This is a genomic window from Streptomyces sp. NBC_00005 (assembly GCF_045160215.1).
In the GTDB taxonomy this organism is placed as follows: domain Bacteria; phylum Actinomycetota; class Actinomycetes; order Streptomycetales; family Streptomycetaceae; genus Streptomyces.
In genome coordinates this window covers 3,738,578-3,756,172 of the sequence record NZ_CP108316.1, presented here as the reverse complement: position 1 = coordinate 3,756,172, position 17,595 = coordinate 3,738,578, and the positions used below count along the sequence as shown (strand labels likewise).

At 70.3% G+C, this 17,595-nt stretch carries 17 protein-coding genes; 14 read left to right on the top strand and 3 right to left on the bottom strand.

The annotated features are described in order from the left end of the window. Positions 1 to 159 precede the first annotated feature (159 nt). Genes OG303_RS17160 through OG303_RS17145 form a run of 4 tightly spaced genes read left to right on the top strand, consistent with a single transcriptional unit; the run spans position 160 to position 3,784 of the window. Positions 160 to 1,065 (top strand): ATP-binding cassette domain-containing protein, encoded by a 906-nt coding sequence (locus OG303_RS17160; RefSeq protein WP_405869258.1) that lies wholly within the window; start codon positions 160 to 162, stop codon positions 1,063 to 1,065. Further along, on the top strand, positions 1,062 to 1,850 hold the full coding sequence (locus tag OG303_RS17155) for an ABC transporter permease (RefSeq protein ID WP_405869257.1): 789 nt from the start codon (positions 1,062 to 1,064) through the stop codon (positions 1,848 to 1,850). The genes OG303_RS17160 and OG303_RS17155 overlap by 4 nt, the downstream gene beginning before the upstream one ends. A gap of 25 nt (positions 1,851 to 1,875) precedes the next feature. Then, positions 1,876 to 3,138: a sensor histidine kinase gene (locus OG303_RS17150; protein WP_405869256.1), complete on the top strand. Its 1,263-nt coding sequence runs from the start codon at positions 1,876 to 1,878 to the stop codon at positions 3,136 to 3,138. After that, positions 3,128 to 3,784: a response regulator gene (locus tag OG303_RS17145; protein WP_405869255.1), complete on the top strand. Its 657-nt coding sequence runs from the start codon at positions 3,128 to 3,130 to the stop codon at positions 3,782 to 3,784. Before OG303_RS17150 ends, OG303_RS17145 begins: the two co-directional genes overlap by 11 nt. A 30-nt stretch (positions 3,785 to 3,814) precedes the next feature. Here the strand turns inward: OG303_RS17145 and OG303_RS17140 are convergent, their stop codons facing one another. Together OG303_RS17140 and glgX are read right to left on the bottom strand one after the other, a co-directional pair. Then, entirely contained in the window at positions 3,815 to 5,230 is a 1,416-nt protein-coding gene (locus OG303_RS17140) for a sulfatase (RefSeq protein ID WP_405869254.1), read from the bottom strand. Between the two features lie 132 nt (positions 5,231 to 5,362). Then, complete coding sequence (gene glgX, locus OG303_RS17135) at positions 5,363 to 7,609, bottom strand: glycogen debranching protein GlgX (protein ID WP_405869253.1); 2,247 nt, start codon at positions 7,607 to 7,609, stop codon at positions 5,363 to 5,365. 151 nt (positions 7,610 to 7,760) lie between these two features. Here glgX and OG303_RS17130 point away from each other — a divergent pair, with 151 nt between their 5' ends. From OG303_RS17130 to OG303_RS17100, 7 genes are all read left to right on the top strand, one after another. Further along, positions 7,761 to 9,008 carry an Ig-like domain-containing protein gene (locus OG303_RS17130; protein ID WP_405869252.1) on the top strand — a complete coding sequence of 416 codons (1,248 nt, stop codon included), beginning with the start codon at positions 7,761 to 7,763 and terminating at the stop codon, positions 9,006 to 9,008. A 162-nt stretch (positions 9,009 to 9,170) separates the two neighbouring features. After that, positions 9,171 to 10,415 carry an Ig-like domain-containing protein gene (locus tag OG303_RS17125; RefSeq protein ID WP_405869251.1) on the top strand — a complete coding sequence of 415 codons (1,245 nt, stop codon included), beginning with the start codon at positions 9,171 to 9,173 and terminating at the stop codon, positions 10,413 to 10,415. 220 nt (positions 10,416 to 10,635) lie between these two features. After that, positions 10,636 to 11,403, top strand: a complete 768-nt coding sequence (locus OG303_RS17120) for an enoyl-CoA hydratase/isomerase family protein (RefSeq protein WP_405869250.1) — start codon at positions 10,636 to 10,638, stop codon at positions 11,401 to 11,403. A gap of 262 nt (positions 11,404 to 11,665) precedes the next feature. Next, entirely contained in the window at positions 11,666 to 12,169 is a 504-nt protein-coding gene (locus OG303_RS17115) for an ATP-binding protein (RefSeq protein ID WP_405869249.1), read from the top strand. A gap of 187 nt (positions 12,170 to 12,356) precedes the next feature. Further along, positions 12,357 to 13,142, top strand: coding sequence for a polysaccharide deacetylase family protein (locus tag OG303_RS17110; RefSeq protein ID WP_405869248.1), 786 nt, complete (start codon positions 12,357 to 12,359; stop codon positions 13,140 to 13,142). Continuing rightward, a complete protein-coding gene (locus OG303_RS17105) occupies positions 13,142 to 14,326 on the top strand; it encodes a YncE family protein (protein WP_405869247.1) in 1,185 nt (394 codons plus the stop codon). Before OG303_RS17110 ends, OG303_RS17105 begins: the two co-directional genes overlap by 1 nt. Before the next feature lie 99 nt (positions 14,327 to 14,425). Further along, entirely contained in the window at positions 14,426 to 15,025 is a 600-nt protein-coding gene (locus OG303_RS17100) for an ADP-ribosyltransferase (RefSeq protein WP_405869246.1), read from the top strand. Here the strand turns inward: OG303_RS17100 and OG303_RS17095 are convergent. Beyond that, the gene (locus OG303_RS17095; protein ID WP_405869245.1) at positions 14,979 to 15,671 is read right to left on the bottom strand and encodes a GNAT family N-acetyltransferase; all 693 of its coding nucleotides are present in this window, start codon (positions 15,669 to 15,671) and stop codon (positions 14,979 to 14,981) included. The genes OG303_RS17100 and OG303_RS17095 overlap by 47 nt on opposite strands. Positions 15,672 to 15,720: 49 nt before the next feature. Between OG303_RS17095 and OG303_RS17090 the strand changes: the two genes are divergently transcribed. The 3 genes from OG303_RS17090 to OG303_RS17080 all read left to right on the top strand — a co-directional run bounded on the left by OG303_RS17090 (position 15,721) and on the right by OG303_RS17080 (position 17,564). Further along, complete coding sequence (locus tag OG303_RS17090) at positions 15,721 to 16,665, top strand: MerR family transcriptional regulator (RefSeq protein ID WP_405869244.1); 945 nt, start codon at positions 15,721 to 15,723, stop codon at positions 16,663 to 16,665. Positions 16,666 to 16,723: 58 nt separating this feature from the next. Continuing rightward, entirely contained in the window at positions 16,724 to 16,936 is a 213-nt protein-coding gene (locus OG303_RS17085; protein WP_405869243.1) for an EF-hand domain-containing protein, read from the top strand. A gap of 91 nt (positions 16,937 to 17,027) precedes the next feature. Then, positions 17,028 to 17,564, top strand: a complete 537-nt coding sequence (locus OG303_RS17080) for an FCD domain-containing protein (RefSeq protein ID WP_405869242.1) — start codon at positions 17,028 to 17,030, stop codon at positions 17,562 to 17,564. The last annotated feature ends 31 nt before the right edge of the window (positions 17,565 to 17,595 follow it).

Here is a 17,595-nt window from a genome sequence, read left to right as displayed (position 1 = left end):
GGCCGGAACGGAATCGGCCGCTGGTCCTACGACCTGCGCGTTCGAGGGGTCGTACAACCAACCCGGAGGGGTCGTAGGACGGCATCAACCGATCGGTTGATGTCCCTTCGAGCGCGACGGCCGATGTGCCGGACACCCGCCGCCCGCGACGCTGATGCCATGTCCGTCATCGAAGTCACCGAACTGCGCAAGTCCTACGGAGGCCGGCCCGTCGTCGACGGCGTCTCCTTCGCCGTGGAGGAGGGCGAGATCTTCGGGATCCTCGGCCCGAACGGCGCCGGCAAGACCACCACCGTCGAGTGCGTCGAGGGCCTGCGCGTCCCCGATGCCGGCCGCGTCCGCGTCACCGGCCTCGACCCCGTCGCCGACCACGCACGCGTGGCCCGCGTCCTCGGCGCCCAGCTGCAGCAGAGCGAACTGCAGCCCAAGCTCACCGTCCGGGAAGCTCTCGAGCTGTACGCCGCCTTCTACCCGAGCCCGCTGGACTGGCGTCCGCTCGCCGAGCGCCTGGGCCTGACCGACAGGCTGACCGCCCGTTTCGGCAAGCTGTCCGGTGGCCAGAAGCAGCGCCTGTTCATCGCGCTCGCCCTGATCGGCAACCCGCGGATCGTCGTTCTGGACGAGCTGACGACCGGCCTTGACCCGCGGGCCCGCCGGGACACCTGGCAGCTGATCGAGGACGTGCGGGCCGGCGGCGTGACCGTCCTGCTGGTCACCCACTTCATGGAGGAGGCCCAGCGGCTGTGCGACCGGATCGCCGTGATCGACAAGGGCCGGGTGGCCGCCCTGGACACCCCGGCAGGACTCATCCGGCGCTCGGCGGGAGCGACCGTCATCAGCTTCACCCCGTCCGCCCCGCTGGACGACCGTGACCTGAACACGCTCCCCGCGCTCGCGTCCGTCGAGCACAAGGACGGCCGCGTCACGCTCGCCGGCACCGACGAGACGGTCAACGCCGTCATCACCCTCCTCGCCCGCCACCGCATCACCGCCCACCAGCTGCGCGTCGTGGACGCCACCCTCGACGACGCGTTCCTCGACCTGACGAAGGAGGCCGCGGCATGAGCACCGCCGTAGCGAACAGCGGTACGAGCACCGCCGCACCGAAGAGCGGTACGAGCACCGCCGTGCTGAAGACCGAGGTCCGCCTCTTCCGCCGCGAGCCCGGCGCCATCTTCTGGATCCTGCTGTTCCCGACCCTGCTGCTGGTGATCCTCGGCTCGATCCCGTCCTTCCGGCACCACCAGGCCGACCTCGGCGGCCTGCGCACCATCGACGCCTACGTTCCGGTCGCCGTACTGCTCGGCCTGATCGTCGGCGGCCTGCAGTCGATGCCGCAGACCCTCACCGGCTACCGCGAGCGCGGCATCCTGCGCCGCATGGCCACCACCCCGGTCCGCCCCTCCACCCTGCTCCTGGCGCAGATGCTCGTGTACGGCGCGGCCTCCCTGGCCTCGGCGCTGCTGGTCCTCGTGGTCGGACGGCTCGGCTTCGACGTACGCGTGCCGAAGCAACTCTTCGGATACGTCATCGCCCTGCTGCTGGCCGTCACGGTCGCCCTCGCTCTCGGATCGGTGGTGTCGGCACTGTCCCGTACGACGAAGATGGCGGGCGCGATCGGGTCCGCGGTGTTCTTCCCGTCGATGTTCTGCGCGGGCGTGTGGCTGCCGGTGCAGCAGATGCCGCACCTCCTCGCCCGGATCGTGGGCTACACCCCCTTCGGGGCGGCCGCGCAGGCCCTCAACCAGGCGGCGGCGGGGCACTGGCCGGGCTGGACCCACCTGGGCGTGCTGGCGGTGTGGATCCTGCTGCTGACGGGTGCCGCGTCCCGCTGGTTCCGCTGGGAGTAGGCGGTCGGCCGTGCAGACTGGGGACATGACCGCCGGGGACACGCAGATCGACAGGCGCTTGGAGCAGATGCACGTCTGGGGGCCGTACGGGCTCCTGGGCGTCAGTGTCGCCCTCGCGGTCGCCTCCGCCGGCCTGATCGACCGTCCTCCCCACTGGTACACCCTCGGGGCCCTGGTCGCCGCCGCGGTCGCGCTGCAGCTGTGGTGGCACGGCACCCGCTCCCGCCGGGCCGGCCGCGGCCGGATCCCGTCCCGGGCCGGGACGGCCTACTACATCGTCCGCTGGGGGATCGCCTTCGCCCTCACCTGGATCAACCCGTTCTTCGCGTTCTACGCCGCCTCCGGTTACATGGACGCCGACGAGCTGATTCCGGGCATGTGGCGGCGGCTCGGACTGTTCGCGAGCGCGGTCATCGTGGCCGGCGCACAGGCCGGGGGGCTGCCGCACGGCGGTGCCCAGTGGGCCGCGTTCGCCGGGCTCCTGGCCGTCAACTTCGGCCTGCAGTGGGTGGTCGCCCACGTCACCGAGCAGGAGGAGCAGCGCTCCCGCGACCGGGCCGCCACCATCGCCGAACTGGAACGCACCAACACCGCTCTGCAGCAGGCACTCGACGAGAACGCCGCCCTGCACGCCCAACTCCTCGTCCAGGCAAGGGAAGCCGGGGTCGCCGACGAGCGCAGGCGCCTCGCGGCCGAGATCCACGACACCATCGCCCAGGGCCTGACCGGCATCATCGCCCAGCTCCAGGTCGTCGCGAACACACCCGACCGGGACCAGGCCCGCGAGCACATGGGCCGCGCCATGGACCTGGCCCGGCACAGCCTCGGCGAGGCCCGCCGCTCCGTGCACAACCTGGCTCCGGTGGCGCTGGAGAACGACGGACTGCCCGAGGCCCTGAAGAAGACGGTCGCCGAATGGGGCGAACGGACCGGCGTACGCGCCGAGTTCACGGTCACCGGCACCTCGGAACAGCTCCACGAGGAGGTCGCGGCCACCCTCCTGCGCATCGTCCAGGAGGCCCTGTCCAACGCGGCCCGCCATGCCCGGGCGACCCGTGTCGGCGTCACCCTCTCCTTCCTGGGCGACGAAGTCATCCTCGACATCCGCGACGACGGCACCGGCTTCGACCCCCTCGCCCTGCCCACCCGCACCCACTCCGGCGGCTTCGGCCTCGACGGCATGCGCGCCCGCGCCGAACGCATCGCCGGCTCGCTGACCGTGGAGACCGAACCGGGGCACGGCACGGCCCTGTCGGCTCGCGTACCGTTGGTCCGCCATGACACATGACGTGACCGCGGACGCGCCGATCTCCCTGCTGATCGTCGACGACCATCCAGTCGTACGGAACGGCCTGCGCGGCATGTTCGAGTCGGCCCCCGGGTTCACGGTCCTCGGCGAGGCCTCGAACGGCGTCGAGGCCCTCGAACGCGCCGCCGCCCTCGACCCCGACGTGATCCTCATGGACCTGCGTATGCCGGGCGGCGGCGGAGTCGACGCGATCGCGGAACTGACCCGGCGCGGCGCCCGCGCCAAGGTCCTCGTCCTGACCACGTACGACACCGACTCCGACACCCTGCCCGCAATCGAGGCGGGCGCGACGGGCTATCTGCTGAAGGACGCCCCGCGCGACGAGCTGTTCACCGCCGTCCGCGCCGCGGCGGAGGGTCGCACGATGCTGTCCCCCGCCGTCGCCTCCCGCCTGGTCTCCGCGGTCCGCACCCCGAAGGCACCCGCCAACGAGCCCCTCTCCGCACGCGAGCGCCAGGTCCTCGCCCTGGTCGCCAAGGGCACGTCCAACCGCGAGATCGCCCGCGAACTGTTCATCAGCGAGGCCACCGTGAAGACCCATCTCACCCACCTGTACGGCAAGTTGGGCGTCAAGGACCGCGCGGCGGCGGTGGCCACGGCGTACGAGCGGGGCATCCTCGGCTAGTCCGGCACCTCTGTTGGTCCGGCACCGCCGCTAGTCCGTGTACGGGAGCAGACCGGAGGCGGTCTTCTCCCAGGACGCCTTGAGTTCCGCGAGCAACTCGGGCTTGTCGGGGGCCAGATCGGCCTGCTCGCGCAGGTCGGCGCCGAGGTCGTAGAGGTGGTCCTTGCCGGTGGCGTCCTGGTAGTACTTCCAGTCGCCGCGCCGCAGAGCCCGGTTGGCCCGCACCCGCCAGAACAGGTCGCGCTCCGGGAGCTGTTGGCCCCGCAGGAGGTACCCGGCCAGGCTGGTGCCGTCCAGCGGGTAGGCCGGATCGGGTCGCGCGCCCGCCAGTTCCAGGAAGGTCGCCGTCCAGTCGGGGGAGAAGTTCGGCTCGTGGCTGACCTGGTTGCCGTCGATGCGGTGCGGCCAGCGCACGATCGTCGGCACGCGGATGCCGCCCTCCTGCAGCACGAACTTCTCGCCGCTGAGCGGCCAGAGGTACGACCAGCGCTCTCCGCCGTTGTCGCTGGCGAAGTACACCAGCGTGTGCTCCTCCTGTCCGGAGCGGCGCAGCGCGGTGAGCACCTCACCGACGGCCGCGTCCAGGCTCTGCACCATCTCCGTGTACTTGGCGACCGAGCCGCCGTCGTAGTGGTTGAGCGCGGCGCCGACCTCGGCCTGGCTCTTGGCGGCCCTGATCTTCGCCGCGATTTCCGCGCCGGTCTCCTCGTCGCCCTCCGCCAGCCACGGCCAGTGCGGGGTGGTGAAGTTGAGGTTGAGCAGCCAGGGAGTGTCGTGGTCACGGCTCACGTACTCGACGGCCCGCTCGGTCAGGACCTCCGTGTAGTAGCGCAGGTCCTTGTACTCGGCGTCGCCCTCGTAGAGGTCGTAGTCGCCGAGCTGCCCGAGCTTGGAGAAGTACTCCAGCACGCCCCCGTGGTTGCCGAAGAACTCGTCCCAGCCCGACTTGGTGGGGCTGTAGTCCGGCAGCCAGCCGCAGTGCCACTTGCCGATCAGGGCCGTCGAGTAACCGGCCTTCTTGAGCAGAGAGGCCAGGGTCGGGTGGTTCGGGTCCAGCCCCTGCGTCCTGTTCGCGATCGGCTCCGCGAGCCCGCCCTTCGTACGGCCCGGATAGCGCCCGGTGTACAGGCTGAACCGGGTCGGCGAGCAGGTCGCCGACCCCGAGTAGGCGTCCGTGAAGCGCACGCCCTGCCGGGCCAGCCGGTCCAGGTTCGGCGTCCTGATGTGCGGGGCGCCGTAGGAGGAGAGGTCCGCCCAGCCGAGGTCGTCGCCGAGGATGACCAGGAGATTGGGACGCTTTCCGGACGCGGAGGCGGTACGCGCCTCGAACGGACGCTCGGCAGGGGCGGATTCGGCTGCTTCGGCGGACGTGGTGGCACAGGCGACGGCGGTCACGGCACCGCCACCCACGAGACCACCGAAGGCGCGGCGGGATATTTCAGGCATGGGGGGTCCTTGCAGAGGTGAGAGGGGGGTGGCTTCAGTGTGATCAGCCGGTCACCCTCATGACCAGGAATCCCGCGCGGAGTTCATGGGCCTGCAACGTTGCCTCAGCCGACCGACCTCGGCCGACGACCGTCAACCCACCACCCTCAGCAGCAGCACCGCCCGCGCCGGCACCGTGATCGCCGCCCCCGCCCGGTGCACCACCCCCGGTTCCTCGGCCTGGGTCTCCCTCGACGTGTCGACGACCACCTCGTACCGCTCCGCCCACGGCGGCCCCGGCAGGACGAAGCTCACCGGACGGTCCCCGGCGTGCAGGACGGCGAGGAAGCTGTCGTCGAGGATCGGGTCGCCGTGCTCGTCCCGGCCCGGGATGTCCCGCCCGGACAGATACATGCCGAGCGAGGCGGCGGGCGCGTACCAGTCCCGTTCCGTCATCTCCGTGCCGCGCGCGGTGAACCAGGCCAGGTCCCGCAGGCCGTCGGCGGAGTGCGCCCGCCCCGAGAAGAAGGCGCGGCGGCGTAGGACGGGGTGCCGGTGGCGCAGGTCGATGAGCCGGGCCGTGAGGTCGAACAGGGCCTTCCAGCCCGGCTCCTCCAGCAACCCCCAGTCCAGCCAGCTGATCTCGTTGTCCTGGCAGTACGCGTTGTTGTTGCCGCGCTGCGTACGCCCCAGCTCGTCGCCCGAGACCAGCATCGGTACGCCCGTCGACAGCAGCAGGGTCGTCAGCAGGTTCCTGAGCTGCCGTCGCCGCAGCCCTCGTACACGCTCGTCGGCGGTCTCGCCCTCCGCCCCGCTGTTCCACGACCGGTTGTCGTCGGTCCCGTCCCGGTTGCCCTCGCCGTTCGCCTCGTTGTGCTTGCGCTCGTAGGACACCAGGTCGCGGAGGGTGAAACCGTCGTGCGCGGTGATGAAGTTGACCGAGGCGTACGGCCGCCGCCCGCCCCACGCGTACAGGTCGCTGGAGCCTGACAGCCGGTATCCCAGGTCCCTCACGTCCGGCAGCGCGCCCCGCCAGAAGTCCCGAACGGCGTTGCGGTACCGGTCGTTCCACTCCGTCCACAGGGGCGGGAAGGACCCCACCTGATACCCGCCGGACCCCACGTCCCACGGTTCGGCGATCAGCTTCACGCGCCGCAGCACCGGGTCCTGCGCGATGACCGCGAGGAACGGCGACAGCATGTCGACGTCGTGCATGGAGCGGGCCAGCGCGGCGGCCAGGTCGAAGCGGAAGCCGTCCACGCCCATCTCCGTCACCCAGTAGCGCAGGGAGTCGGTGATGAGGCGGAGCACATGCGGCTGGACGACGTGCAGGGTGTTGCCGCAGCCCGTGTAGTCGGCGTACCGCCGCGCGTCGGACTGCACGCGGTAGTAGCCGCGGTTGTCGATGCCCTTCAACGACAAGGTCGGACCGAGCTCGTTCGCCTCCGCCGTGTGGTTGTAGACCACGTCGAGGATGACCTCGATGCCGGCCGCGTGCAGCGCGCGCACCATGCGCTTGAACTCGCCGACCTGCTGGCCCGTCGTACCGGACGCGGCGTACGCGGCGTGCGGGGCGAAGTAGCCGATGGAGTTGTAGCCCCAGTAGTTCTTCATGCCGCGGCGCAGCAGATGGTCCTCGTGGGCGAACTGGTGGACGGGGAGCAGCTCGACGGCCGTGACGCCCAGCCCGACGAGGTGGTCGATGGCGGCGGGGTGCGCCAGCCCCGCATAGGTGCCGCGCAGTTCCTCGGGGATGCCCGGGTGCAGTTTGGTGAATCCCCTGACATGCAGCTCGTAGATGACCGAGTCCGCCCACGGCGTCTTCGGCCGGCGGTCGTCGGCCCAGTCGTCGTCATCGTGGACCACGACGCCCTTGGGGACGTACGGCGCCGAGTCCCGGTCGTCGCGCACGGTGTCCGCCACCTGCTGCTGCGGCCAGTCCCGCACATGGCCGTACACCTCCGGCGGCAGGCTGAAGTCGCCGTCCACCGCGCGCGCGTACGGGTCGAGGAGCAGCTTCGCCGGGTTCCAGCGGCTGCCGGCCCACGGGTCCCAGCGGCCGTGCACCCGGTAGCCGTACCGCTGCCCGGGCATCACACCCGGGACGAAGCCGTGCCAGATCTCGTGCGTCAGCTCGGTGAGCCGCCCGCGCGTCTCCTTGCCGTCCCCGTCGAACAGGCACAGCTCCACCGCCTCCGCCCCGCCCGCCCACAGCGCGAAGTTGGTGCCCGCCACCCCGTCGGGGCCGACCCGGAACCTGGCCCCGAGCGGCGTCGGCGCACCCGGTCGCACGGGCACGCCCGGCGCCCTGCGCCGCGCACCGTTGACGGCGGGGGCCGGGCGCCCCTCCTCGACGGCGCGCCCCTCGGCCACCGCCTCCTGCTCGGCTGCGCTGGACACCTGTCAGCCTCCCACGGCTCGTGGAACGACCTTGAAGCAGCGCACGGCGTCCCGGCCGCGGCTCCCCCTCGCGTCGTCCTTTCCACTGTTCTGCCCAGAGCACGGCTCGCACTCACGTTTCCCCAGGACCGGCCCGGTCGTTGGGCAGCCCGTGAGGCATGCACAAGGGCGCGCACGGCGCGCGGGGGCCGCGCTGGCCGCCGTACTGACATGGGCAGGGCTGCTGGCCGGAGCCGCCGGCTGCACTTCGGAATCCACGGACAGGAGCGAGATCGGCGAGACACTCGGCAAACCCCCGGCACCCGACAACGTCATCCGGATCTCCCCGGACGACGGAAGCAAGGGCGTCAGGCCCGGGCGGACGCTCCGGGTACAGGTGCCCAGCGGGCGCCTGGAGAAGGTGAAGGTGGTCAAGTCCCAGGACGCACAGGAGTCCGTGGTGCCCGGCCGCGTCTCGGAGGACGGCCTGCGCTGGGAACCCGACGAGGCGAAGCTCGCGCTGGCCGCCAAGTACACGGTCGACGCGGTGGCCCTGGACGGCCACGGACGGAGGTCCGCACGGCACGCGACGTTCACCACGTTCGTTCCCGACGAGCGCTTCATCGGGTACGTCACCCCGGAGAACCGCGCCACGGTCGGCACCGGAATGATCGTCTCCCTGGAGTTCAACCGGGAGATCGAGAAGCGCGCCGCCGTCGAGCGCGCCATTCACGTCACGGCGAAACCGGCGGTCGAGATCCGCCCGCACTGGTTCGGCAAGGACCGCCTCGACTTCCGTCCGGAGCAGTACTGGAAGCCCGGCACCCAGGTCACCGTCTCCCTCCGGCTCCGCGACGTCGAGGGCGCGCGCGGCGTCTACGGGCTGCAGTACAAGACCTTCTCCTTCACCGTCGGCCGCAGCCAGGTCTCCGTGGTCGACGCGGCCGAACACACCATGCAGGTACGGCGGGACGGGGCGCTGCTGGCGACCGTGCCGATCACGGCCGGGGCGCCCAAGCACACCACCTACAACGGGAAGATGGTGGTGATGGAGATGCTCGAACTGACCCGGATGAACGGTGCCACGGTCGGCTTCAAGAAGAAGGACGGCAAGGGCGAGTACGACATCCCGGACGTCCCGCACGCACTGCGCCTGACCGGCTCGGGCACCTTCCTGCACGGCAACTACTGGGCGCCGGACGCCCCGGGGCACGTCAATGTCAGCCACGGGTGCGTGGGGCTCATGGACGTCAAGGGCGGCAGCTCCGACACCCCGGCCGGCTGGTTCTTCGACCGCAGTCTCATCGGGGACGTCGTCCAGGTCGTCCACAGCAATGACAAAAAGGTCGCTCCCGACAACGGGCTCGGAGGGTGGAATATGGGCTGGAAGGAGTGGAAGGCGGGCGGCGCGGTCAAGTAACCGTAGGGGAGGCGGGGATTGGGTCAGGCGCCTGGGTGATGTTGCTACTGAACGGTGACCTTCACCTGACACGATCCCCAAAACCTTGTGGTTAATATGCGCCAATGCGTGCATGACGCGCCGGGGTGCGGGCCTGACCAGGCCCGGCGAGGGGAGAGCAACTTGAACGTGCGGCCGATATCGGGGGCGTCGGTTGACGCGCGCGGGCGTGGGGGCCGGAGACTGCCGGCACTGATACTCGGGGTGCTGCTCTTGAGCGTCACCGCGTGCGGAGGGGGAGGCTCGGGTTCCGGATCATCCGGTTCCGACGGCAAGGGCAAGGAGTCGGGCTCTGCGCAGAGCAAGCAGTCGCAGGCCGTCGTCACCATCGCCCCCAAGAACGGCGCCAAGTCCGTCGACACCAAGGGCGCGCTCAAGGTCAGCGTCGGCAAGGGCAAGCTGACGGCGGTCGAGGTCAAGGACTCCAAGGGCGCGGAGATCGCAGGGAAGATGACCGGCGGCGGCACCGGCTGGACGCCGTCCACACATCTGGCGGCGTCCACCAAGTACACGGTGCACGCGGTCGCGAAGGACTCCAAGGGCCGTGAGGCGGCGGAGGACTCCAGCTTCATCACCCTCACCCCGAGGAACACCTTCATCGGTGACTTCACTCCCGAGGACGGTTCCACGGTCGGCGTCGGGATGCCGTTCTCGATCCGCTTCACCCGGGGCATCACACATCCCGAGGACGTCGAGAAGGCCATCAGCATCAAGACCGAGCCGGCCGTCGACGTCGAGGGCCACTGGTTCGGCAACGACCGCCTCGACTTCCGCCCCGAGAAGTACTGGAAGTCCGGCACCAAGGTCACCGTCAAGCTCAACCTCGACGGCGTCGAGGGCCGTTCCGGTGTCTACGGTGAGCAGTCCAAGACCGTGAAGTTCACCATCGGCCGCAACCAGGTCTCGATCGTCGACGCCAAGACCCACAAGATGAAGGTCACCCAGGACGGCAAGGTCATCAAGACCATCCCCGTCACCACCGGCAAGCCCGGCTACGACACCTGGAACGGCCAGATGGTCATCAGCGAGCGGCTCCGGGTGACCCGTATGAACGGCGAAACGGTCGGCTACAAGGGCGAGTACGACATCAAGGACGTCCCCGACGCCATGCGCCTGACCAACTCCGGCACCTTCATCCACGGCAACTACTGGGGTGGCGGCGCCTTCGGCAACTACAACGCCAGCCACGGCTGCATAGGCCTGCAGGACGTACGCGGCGGCTACGACCGGGGGCTGCCGGCCGCGTGGTTCTTCGACCACTCGATCACCGGCGACGTGGTGGTCGTGAAGCGCTCCAACGACCGCACGGTCGACCCCGACAACGGCCTCAACGGCTGGAACATGTCGTGGGAGAAGTGGAAGTCGTAGACGTCGTAGACGTCGTTTGATCTACGGCGTGTGATCCACGGCTTGTGATGTACGGCCCCGGTGTGAGACACGGCACCGGGGCCGTTGTCGTCGGTGTTCGTGCTGTGTCCGCCCGGGCTGCAATCGATATGCGGCTACCGCCGCGCGGCCCCCGGACGCCCGGCCGAATGTGACCGACAGCACCGAGCCGGTGGCCGTTAGCCCCCGTTAACCTGCCTGCATGACCGTGAATCTCGAAGTCGCCGAGGGCGTCGGCACCATTCGCCTGGACCGCCCGCCGATGAACGCGCTGGACGTCGCCACCCAGGACCGGCTGAAGGAACTCGCCGAGGAGGCGACCCGTCGCCAGGACGTACGGGCCGTGATCGTGTACGGCGGGGAGAAGGTGTTCGCGGCGGGCGCGGACATCAAGGAGATGCAGGCCATGGACCACGCGGCCATGGTGCTGCGCGCCCGCGCCCTGCAGGACTCGTTCACGGCGGTGGCCCGCATCCCCAAGCCGGTGGTGGCGGCGATCACGGGCTACGCGCTCGGTGGCGGCTGCGAGTTGGCGCTGTGCGCGGACTACCGGATCGCCGCCGAGAACGCGAAGCTGGGCCAGCCGGAGATCCTGCTCGGCCTGATCCCGGGCGCCGGCGGCACCCAGCGTCTGTCCCGCCTGATCGGCCCGTCGAAGGCGAAGGACCTGATCTTCACGGGCCGCATGGTCAAGGCGGACGAGGCGCTGACGCTGGGCCTGGTGGACCGGGTGGTGCCGGCCGAGGAGGTCTACGCCGCCGCGCACGAGTGGGCGGCGAAGCTGGCGCAGGGCCCGGCGATCGCGCTCCGGGCCGCGAAGGAGTCGGTCGACACCGGTCTGGAGACGGACCTCGAGACGGGTCTGGCCGTCGAACGGAACTGGTTCGCGGGTCTGTTCGCGACGGAGGACCGGGAGCGCGGGATGCGCAGCTTCGTGGAGGAGGGCCCGGGCAAGGCGAAGTTCCTCTGAACCACTTGCAATTGACGCGATGTCTGATCCGGGTCCCTCGATGGGGCGGTTTATGGGAGCCTTAAGGCAACCTTAAGTCTGCCTTGTCGAGGGAGACCGGCTATTGCCTCCAGTAGAGCCTTCAGCGCAGGTCAAACAGGCCGTCAAGGCCTCCGAACTGCCTCTGACATATGCCGATCGACCCATTCGGAGCGACGCATTCCGGGGGGCGTATTCCTCCGGAACGGCCCCGGAGGGCGCCGTGGGCGGCCATGATGGGGGCATGGCGGGGCTGGAGGGCATCGAACAGCCGCGGGGACACGGCCGTGCGACCGCGGCGCGCTGGTCGCCTGCGGTCGAGGACGAACGGGCGCTCAAGGCGCTCGAGTTGTTCGGCAATCCGACCGAGGCGGAAGTCCCGCTGCCGTCCCGCCCGGAGTCCGCCGCCACCGCTCGCCGTCTCACCCAGGTCGTGGTCCTCCGTCAGTGGGGCCTCACCCCCAAGATGACGGAGGACGCCGTCCTTCTCGTCTCCGAACTGGTCGGCAACGCGGTCCGCCACACCGGCGCCCGCATCTTCGGTCTCCGTATGCGCCGTCGCCGGGGCTGGATCCGCATCGAGGTCCGCGACCCCTCTCGGGGCCTGCCCTGCCTGATGCCGGTGCAGGAGACGGACATCAGCGGCCGGGGCCTGTTCCTCGTCGACAAGCTCTCCGACCGCTGGGGAGTCGACCTCCTGCCGCGCGGCAAGACGACCTGGTTCGAGATGAGGGTGGCCGACCGCTAGCGGTTGCCTCCGGCGGTGGGCCCGTGTTCGGTGCGGGCGAGCGGGGTTGCTGTCCCCGGGGGCTTCGCCCCCCAGGCCCCCATCGGCCTGAACGGCCTCGTCCTCAATCGCCGGACGGGCTGTCCGCGACTCGAACAAGGGTCCCCAATCGGGTCAATCGGCCGATTTCGTGTCTAATGCCCTTTAAATGGTGCGGGTGACCTCGACCGACCGCCGGACGGCGCTACGCACGGGCGCCGGCCTCCTCGCTGCAGGCGCCCTCACCGCAGGCTGCGCCCCCAACGGCGCCGTCGCGCACACCGCTTCCTCGCCGCGCCCCTCCACCGATCCCCCCACCGCATCGGCCGCCCCGGCCCCCCGCGGCTACCCCGGCCAACCCGCCCAGCTCACCCACGGCCCCCGCACCCACCCCCGGGTGGCCCTCACCTTCCACGGCCAGGGCGACCCCGCCATCGCCCGCTCCCTGCTCACCGAGGCCGAGAAGCACGGCGCCCGCATCACCGTCCTGGCCGTCGGCACCTGGCTCGACGACCACCCGGACCTGGCCCGCCGCATCCTCGACGGCGGCCACGACCTCGGCAACCACACCCAGCGCCACCTGGCCGTCAACACCATGTCCGAGGCCGACGCCCGCACCGAGATCACCGCCTGCGCCGACCGCCTCACCCACCTCACCGGCTCCATCGGCACCTGGTTCCGCCCCTCCCGCGCCCCCCTCGCCTCCCCGCTGGTCGTACGCCTGGCCCGCGGCGCCGGTTACCCGCACGTCCTCTCGTACGACGTCGACTCGCTCGACTACACCCGGCCCGGCGCCGACGCCGTCACCCGCAAGGTCCTCGACGAGATCCGGGGCGGATCCGTGGTGAGCCTGCACTTCGGCTACCCGGACACGGTCGCCGCCCTCCCCGTCGTACTGGAAGAACTCGCCCACCGCGGCCTGGCCGCCGTGACCACCACGGAGCTGTTCAGCTGATGACCCCCACCCGGCTCACCCGCGCCCTGATCGCGACGACCGCCCTGGCCGCGCTCACCGGCCTCGCCGCCTGCACCAGCAGCCGGCACCACGAGAACGAGGCCCTCGGCACCAAGGGCGCCGTCGCCCCCGTGAAGAAGAAGGCGGCCGCGCTGGGGCTGCCCGGCATGCCGCCCGTCCTCGACCCGGACGACGTGTACGCGGCCGACCGCCCCGACCAACTGTCCCCGGCGGTGAGGGACTTCCCCTCCCGCGTCTACGTCCCCAACACCAACTCCAACACCGTCTCGGTCATCGACCCGAAGACGTACAAGGTCATCGAGACGATCCCGGTCGGCGCGCAGCCCCAGCACGTCGTCCCTTCCTGGGACCTGAAGACGCTGTGGGTCAACAACGACAAGGGCAACACCCTGACCCCCATCGACCCGAAGACGGGGAAGGCCGGCAAGACCGTCGACGTGCACGACCCCTACAACCTCTACTTCACGCCCAACGGCAAGTACGCGATCGTCATGGCCTCCCTCGACCGCGAACTCGTCTTCCGCGACGCGCACACCATGAAGCGCGAGAAGACCGTCCCGGTCAGCTGCTACGGCGTCAACCACGCCGACTTCTCGCCCGACGGCCGCTACTTCATCGTCTCCTGCGAGTTCAGCGGCGAGCTGCTCAAGGTCGACACGGAGAAGATGAAGGTGATCGGCCAGGAGAAGCTGCCGTTCCACGGCGCGATGCCGCAGGACGTCAAGATCTCGCCCGACGGAAAGAAGTTCTACATCGCCGACATGATGGCCGACGGTGTGTGGATCCTGGACGGCGACAAGTTCACCAGGCCCACCCTCCTGCCGACCGGCAAGGGCGCCCACGGCCTCTATGTCAGCCGCGACTCACGCGTGATGTACATCTCCAACCGCGGCGAAGGCACCATCTCCCTCTTCGACTTCGCGAAGAACAAGCTCATCAAGAAGTGGCATCTGCCGGGCGGCGGCAGCCCCGACATGGGCGGCGTCTCGGCGGACGGCAAGGTCCTGTGGCTGTCGGGGCGCTACAACGCCGAGGTGTACGCCATCGACACCCGCACCGGCAACCAGCTGGCCCGCATCAAGGTCGGCAGCGGCCCGCACGGCCTCGCGGTGTACCCGCAGCCGGGCCGCTACTCGCTCGGCCACACGGGCATCTTCCGCTGAATCGCCCTTGAAACACCGTGAGTTGAGAAGGGGCGGGACACGCCGACGAACGAGTGATGATCCACAGTCCGCCGCCGCGGAACCGGAATCGTGCAGCGCATGATCACAACTCGCCTGCGGCGGCGGGCCGCTGCCGCCGTCCTGTCCCTCGCGGCCGTCCTCGCCACGACGGCCGCGACCGTCCCCACCGTCACCCCCGCGAAGGCCGCCGCGCCTGCCTGTCCCCAGTTCGCCGACCCGGTCAAGGCGGCGGCCGACCGCCGCGTCGACGTCGACCGCATCACCCCCGAACCGGTCTGGCGCAAGACCTGCGGCACGCTCTACCGCAGCGACAACCGCGGCCCGGGAGTCGTCTTCGAGCAGGGCTTCCAGCCCAAGGACGTCATCGGCGGCCAGTACGACATCGAGCAGTACGTCCTCGTCAACCAGCCCTCCCCGTACGTCTCGACGACGTACGACCACGACCTGTACAAGACCTGGTACAAGTCGGGCTACAACTACTACATCGACGCTCCCGGCGGCGTCGACGTCAACAAGACCATCGGCGACACCCACAAGTGGGCCGACCAGGTCGAGGTCGCCTTCCCCGGCGGCATCGCGCGGCAGTACATCATCGGCGTCTGCCCGGTCGACAAGAAGACCAAGACCGAGATCATGAGCGACTGCGAGAGCAATCCGTACTACGCGCCCTGGCACTGAGTCCGGACCCGGCCCGGCGGGCGAGGAGCAGTGCCTCCGCGCCCACCGGTCGATAGCCGGCCGCCTGGAACGTCCGCATGCTGCGGGCGTTCCCCGGCGCGACCTGCGCCCACAGCGGCTCCTCGACGAGATGGCGGGCGGCGGTCACCAGCAGCCGCCCCAGCCCCCGGTGCCGTACGTCCTCGTCCACCTCCACCGAGACCTCGAGCCGGCCGCCGATCCCGCGCCCGGTCACCAGTACACCGCCGTCCGTCGTCCAGGCGCGCACCTCGTCGCGCCGACCGCGGGCGTAGACGACACGGGAATGGCCGGCGTCCTCGATCTCCTTCAGCGCGAGCGGCGGTTCGCCCGGCAGCGGTGAGGCGACCAGCATGGCGTCGATCGTCTCGGACGTACGTCCCGTCCGCTCGATGAGCGCAGCCAGGAACCGCGGGTTCATGGGCGCCGCGAGCGCGTCGCAGTCCACGGCGCGCAGCGTCTCGTGGACCCACTCCGGGTCCTCGTCCGTGAACACCACCGCGTGCGCGGTGAAGGCGAGGACGCCCGCGTCCCGGTCACAGGCCTGCGGGACCACCGTCGTACGGCCGTCGGCGGGCGGGAAGACACCGTGGGCGACCGCGTCGAGAATGTCCCGCAAAGTCTCCATCACCGCGCTCCTTGAGTCTCCACCCACTGGAAGGCACAGACTCGCAGACATGCTGCACTACCCGGGGGGACACCCCCCAGACCCCCCGTACGACGGCACCGGACTTTTCACCATCGGCGAGCTGGCGAGGTCCACCGGCCTGACCGTGCGCACCATCCGCTACTGGTCCGACGAGGGCGTCCTGACCCCCGTGACCCGCTCCACGGGCGGCTACCGGCTCTACGACGCCGAGTCCGCCGCCCGCCTGGAACTGATCCGCACCCTGCGCGAGCTGGGCCTCGGCCTGGACGACGTGCGCACAGTGCTGGGCGGGGAGCGGACGGTCGCGGAGGTGGCGGCCGCGCACGTGGTGGCGCTGGACGCGCAGATCCGCTCGCTGCGGGTGACCCGTGCGGTGCTGTCGACCGTGGCGCGACGCGGTTCGACCGCAGAGGAGATGACCCTGATGAACGACCTGGCGAGGCTTTCGGCAGCCGAACGCAGGCGGATCCTGCAGGAGTTCGTGGACGAGATGTTCCACGGGCTCGACCTGGCCGACCCGGACATCCGGGACCGGATGCGCTCGAGCGCGCTGGATCTGCCGGAGGACCCGACGCCCGAGCAGGTGGACGCCTGGGTGGAGCTGGCCGAGATGGTGCAGGATCCGGAGTTCCGGGCGCAGATGCGGCAGGCGGCCGAGTTCAACGCCGCCGACCGGGCGCACGACACCCCTTCCGGGGCGTCCATGTGGTTCTTCAAGCGGCTGGTCGAGCTGGTGGGTCAGGCCCGTGAGAAGGGGATCGACCCCGAGTCCCCGAAGGCCGACCAGGTGCTGAAGGACCTGCTCGGCAAGGCCGACCGGGCCGCCGTACTGGAACGCATGAAGGCGACCCACAACGTGCGCCTGGCCCGCTACCGGGAACTGATGGCCGTCCTCAAGGGGACCACGCTCTCCGCCCACGAGGAGGAGTTCGCCTGGGTGGTCGCCGCACTGGAGGCTCGCACGGCCAGCTAATCTGACCTGCGACAGCAAGACAGCAAGACATGCAGGTACGGAGAAAAGGGGCGGATCGGTGGCGGACATCGAAGAAGCGCGCAAGCAGTTCCAGCGGATTGACACTGACGGTGACGGCTTCATCACCGCCGCCGAGTTCAAGGCCGCGCTCGCCCAGGAGGGCGACTGGAACGTCACCGAGTCGGTCGCCGAGGTGATCATCAAGGCCCGTGACCTCGACGGCGACAAGGTCCTGAGCTTCGACGAGTTCTGGGCGCACCTGAGCAAGTGACGTGAGCGGAAGGGGCGCCCGGCTCGGGGAGCACGGGCGCCCCTTCGTCATGTCCGCATCGTCACGTCCGGATTGTCATATCCGCATCCTCATGTCCCGAACCTCGTGGCCGGCGCCGGATCCGCACGCTCCAGCGGCCGTCGTGCCGCTCCAGTACCAGTGGCAGGTCGAAGCACTTGCCGACCTGATCGCCGGTGAGGACGTCGGCCGCCGGGCCCTGGGCGAGCGCGCGGCCGTCGCGCAGGAGCAGGGCGTGGGTGGTGCCGGCGGGGAGTTCCTCCAGGCGGCCCGCCTGGCCGCGCGCCGCCGTACGCACGAGGACGTCACCGCGATGGAAGCCGCACTGGAAGGCCGTCGCGCCGCCGCCACCGCCGATGCCGACATCGCCTTCCACGCGGCCGTGCTCGCCGCCGCCCACAACCCCGTACTGGCCGATCTCTTCACCCAGTTCACGCCCGTTCTGCGCACCGGCCTCGTCGACCTGCTGGCCCTGACCGGCCTGCGCGCCCACGACCCGAACACCGCGGACGAGGTCCACGAGGCACTCGTCCGCGCGGTCGCGGACGGGGACGCGGAGGCCGCCGTGAACGTGGTCCGGAAGGAACTGGAGGACCCGTTCGGAGGGTAGGGGAGCCCGCCGTCACCCTTCCACCGGGTCA